Source organism: Pseudanabaena cinerea FACHB-1277, assembly GCF_014696345.1.
In the GTDB taxonomy this organism is placed as follows: domain Bacteria; phylum Cyanobacteriota; class Cyanobacteriia; order Pseudanabaenales; family Pseudanabaenaceae; genus Pseudanabaena; species Pseudanabaena cinerea.
This window is the reverse complement of the sequence record NZ_JACJPY010000165.1, coordinates 1-2870: the sequence shown is the minus strand read 5'-3', so window position 1 is coordinate 2870 and position 2870 is coordinate 1. Positions and strand designations below refer to the sequence as shown.

Genomic DNA, 2870 nt, shown 5'->3' with positions numbered 1-2870 from the left:
TCGAAGTGGGACTTTCTTGGGCACAGTTGTTTTCTATTCAATATGTCTTCTGACTGACTCCATATATACCTTTCGTATCCTCACTTGGCGGAACCACTGCCCTATTTACATTCTCGCAGGAGCAGAAACAGAAGTATTAATTGGTAGTAACGGCGAAATAGTGGAGATATAGAGATGATCCAGCCTGATTACAAACAAATGACTCGTACCGAACTACGGGAATATATGTTGGCTCACCGTGATGACGAGCAAGCCTTTCACACCTACATGGACAAAGTTCAGCAAGAAGCTATCAAAACCCCAATCAATGATGAAACAATAGTCGATCCCCAAAAACTTGCAACTTTCATTCAACAAAACAAGCAACGCAAACAGCAAGAAGTCACAAATATGGTTAGCCAAAACTTTCACGGCAATGTCTATGGTGTCGCTGGTAATGTCGTAGGAAATCAAATTATTAACGCCCAGCAACAAAGCCTCACAAGTGCCGCAACGGAAATCCAATCCCTTTTGACCCAACTAGCTCAAGATTATCCCGAAGGATCTTTAGAGGAGAAACAAACACTTGCCAAAATGGAACTTAAGCGCAAAGTCAAAGAAGACCCATCTTTGAAAGATCGATTGCTCAATGCCATTAAATCTGGTGGTATTGAGACAGTGAAAATTCTCACAAACAATCCCTTTGTCAGCATTCCCATTGAAACTGTCAAAGGTTGGCTAGAAGCAGAACCTCAAAAATAGATCTTGCGATTACAGCGATCGCTATTTGATTAATTCTGAGATAAGCGATCGCTGATGGGTTGATTTATTTTTTGAGGGGCGATCGCTGTTTATGAGAATGGATGGGCGATCGCTGATTATCGGGGTTGAATATTATCCTTACAAATATAATTCTTCATCTATCACTTCCACAGTATTTGGATTGGATAATCATTAAACGATTGATCGCAACCGATAATAGTTAAGCTGTTATTTATTGCCTGAGAAATTATCATGCGATCAAAGGGATCGCCATGGTGCAAAGGAAGATTTTTATAGACTTGTGTATCTGCAAATGTAACTGTTAAAATCTCAATTTCCAACGAATTTAAAACATCTAATAAATCATCAAATTCGTTTTGAAGAGTAAGCTGTTTCTTGCCAGTTTTAATAGCAATCTCCCAAAGACTAATAATGCTCAGATATATTTTATCTCCTGAAACCTCAATAACATCCCTAGCTTTTTGAGTTAATTTCGCATTTCCTTCTATAAATGAATGTATGCGTGTCTAAAAGTACATTCATCTCTACATATACTCCTCAAATTCTTCCATCGGCGCATCAAAATCTTCTGACATCGAAATCTTTCCTTGCCAAATGCCAAAACCATCACGTTTTTTAAGTTGCTTTATCTCTGGCTCTTGAATACTTTGCTTTGCATAGTTGCTTTTGAGAAATTCAATATAATGGAATACTTCAACCTGTAAGGAATAGGGAAGTTGCTTTAAGCTTTCTTCAATATTTTGAAAAGTCGTCTGTATCATGGTTATTCTCTTACACATTCATGAATATAAAAAGATTATGTAGAAAATATCTCAATTTGTATTAGAACCAATTAATGGAATTTTTAGAGATTATTTGAGACTTTTGTAATTATATCACCAATCATCTACTCCCAAAATCTTACGGGATTATTAATCATAGCTTCACTTCTTCTACCTGCTGACTCAACCATACTCTTTTGTATTTCTAACTGAGCTTGACGTTCTAACATACGCAACTCATGTTGACGCTGTTTGTCTGCTTCCTGTTGCCTTTGCCTTTCAGCAACTTCCCTTGCCGCAGATTCCTTATTACGATACGCAGTCAGCATAGTGTCATTACTTTTACTAAAGTCCTTCAAAGCTTTGTTCACTTCCGCAGCGATAGAAGTGTCAGCAGGTAACTTTTCTAACAAGAAGATTACCTCTTGATATCTGGCAAGACTCACTCGTAACTCTTCAAGGGAAAGATTGCGACTGTTATACTCCTTCACTATTTCCTCATGCAGAGACTTAGCTTTCTCAAATGAACTAAGCGCCAGTTTCTCATTTTCTATTCTCTGCGTGAGTTGAGCATCAAGTTCTTTTAACTTATTCCAACGTTCTTGAGCCTTGCGATAAATATCTCCCGAACTAGGTGGAATCTTATTTAGCGTAGAAATAGCTACATCAATATTTTTCTGTCTAGCACTAAGAACATCAAGACTTGCTGGGGCATTGTCACTACTAATTTTAGTAGTGATCTCTTCAGCAGAAGCCAACAAACCTTCATAGACGCTACGCTGATACGTCGTCCACCCAAACCAACTTGTAACTACAACGGCAACCGTAGCGACTGATCCTAAAACGATAATCTTAGAGTTCATGTTTTGCACCTTTAGCGATACAACTAACACAATTGTATCAATTTACAGATTATTATCACAGCTATTTAAAATTTAGATCTACGGTGATCGCGTTTTTTGTGAGTGGTTGAGCGATCTCGTTTTTTTTGGTGATTGGTTGGGCGATCGCTGTTTTTTGAGAGTGGAGATGCGATCGCTGTTTGGTTAATTTTTTTGAGGGGCGATCGCTATCTTGATATAGAGATTGCTGATGAGTTATGATGAATACAAATCATTGAGGATTTAGCTATAATGAAAGAATCATTTACCGCAGTTATAAAGCAATCTAACAACTTATCAGAAAAATGGGTTTAAAACCCCGCCGTTCTAGTGCGGCTTTATATTAGTTAGATATCTTACAAAACAAGTAGTATAATGTAAGTATGACTCAAAAAGCTTTCAAGTACCGATTCTATCCAACTCAGGCGCAAGAAAGCATGCTCAGGAGGACGATGGGTTGCGCTCG

General features: G+C 38.0%; 5 protein-coding genes. 2 read left to right on the top strand and 3 right to left on the bottom strand.

What is annotated here, in order from left to right; genetic code table 11:
* The first annotated feature begins 174 nt into the window (after positions 1–174).
* The gene (locus H6F44_RS22500) at positions 175–741 is read left to right on the top strand and encodes a DUF6887 family protein (RefSeq protein WP_190353315.1); all 567 of its coding nucleotides are present in this window, start codon (positions 175–177) and stop codon (positions 739–741) included.
* Positions 742–902: 161 nt separating this feature from the next.
* Here the strand turns inward: H6F44_RS22500 and H6F44_RS24200 are convergent, their stop codons facing one another.
* The 3 genes from H6F44_RS24200 to H6F44_RS22485 all read right to left on the bottom strand — a co-directional run bounded on the left by H6F44_RS24200 (position 903) and on the right by H6F44_RS22485 (position 2386).
* Positions 903–1187: a type II toxin-antitoxin system VapC family toxin gene (locus H6F44_RS24200; RefSeq protein WP_407681887.1), complete on the bottom strand. Its 285-nt coding sequence runs from the start codon at positions 1185–1187 to the stop codon at positions 903–905.
* A 99-nt stretch (positions 1188–1286) separates the two neighbouring features.
* Complete coding sequence (vapB, locus tag H6F44_RS22490; protein ID WP_190353314.1) at positions 1287–1523, bottom strand: type II toxin-antitoxin system VapB family antitoxin; 237 nt, start codon at positions 1521–1523, stop codon at positions 1287–1289.
* 125 nt (positions 1524–1648) lie between these two features.
* The gene (locus H6F44_RS22485; protein WP_190353313.1) at positions 1649–2386 is read right to left on the bottom strand and encodes a hypothetical protein; all 738 of its coding nucleotides are present in this window, start codon (positions 2384–2386) and stop codon (positions 1649–1651) included.
* Between the two features lie 401 nt (positions 2387–2787).
* Between H6F44_RS22485 and H6F44_RS23705 the strand changes: the two genes are divergently transcribed.
* Positions 2788–2870: helix-turn-helix domain-containing protein (locus tag H6F44_RS23705; protein WP_190350305.1), on the top strand; the 83-nt coding region annotated here is incomplete at its 3' end.

Excerpts from the sequence above, each read along its gene's own strand:
- H6F44_RS22500 (WP_190353315.1), top strand. The coding sequence starts at position 175 with ATGATCCAGCCTGATTACAAACAAATGACTCGTACCGAACTACGGGAA.
- vapB (WP_190353314.1), bottom strand. The coding sequence starts at position 1,523 with ATGATACAGACGACTTTTCAAAATATTGAAGAAAGCTTAAAGCAACTT.
- H6F44_RS22485 (WP_190353313.1), bottom strand. The coding sequence starts at position 2,386 with ATGAACTCTAAGATTATCGTTTTAGGATCAGTCGCTACGGTTGCCGTT.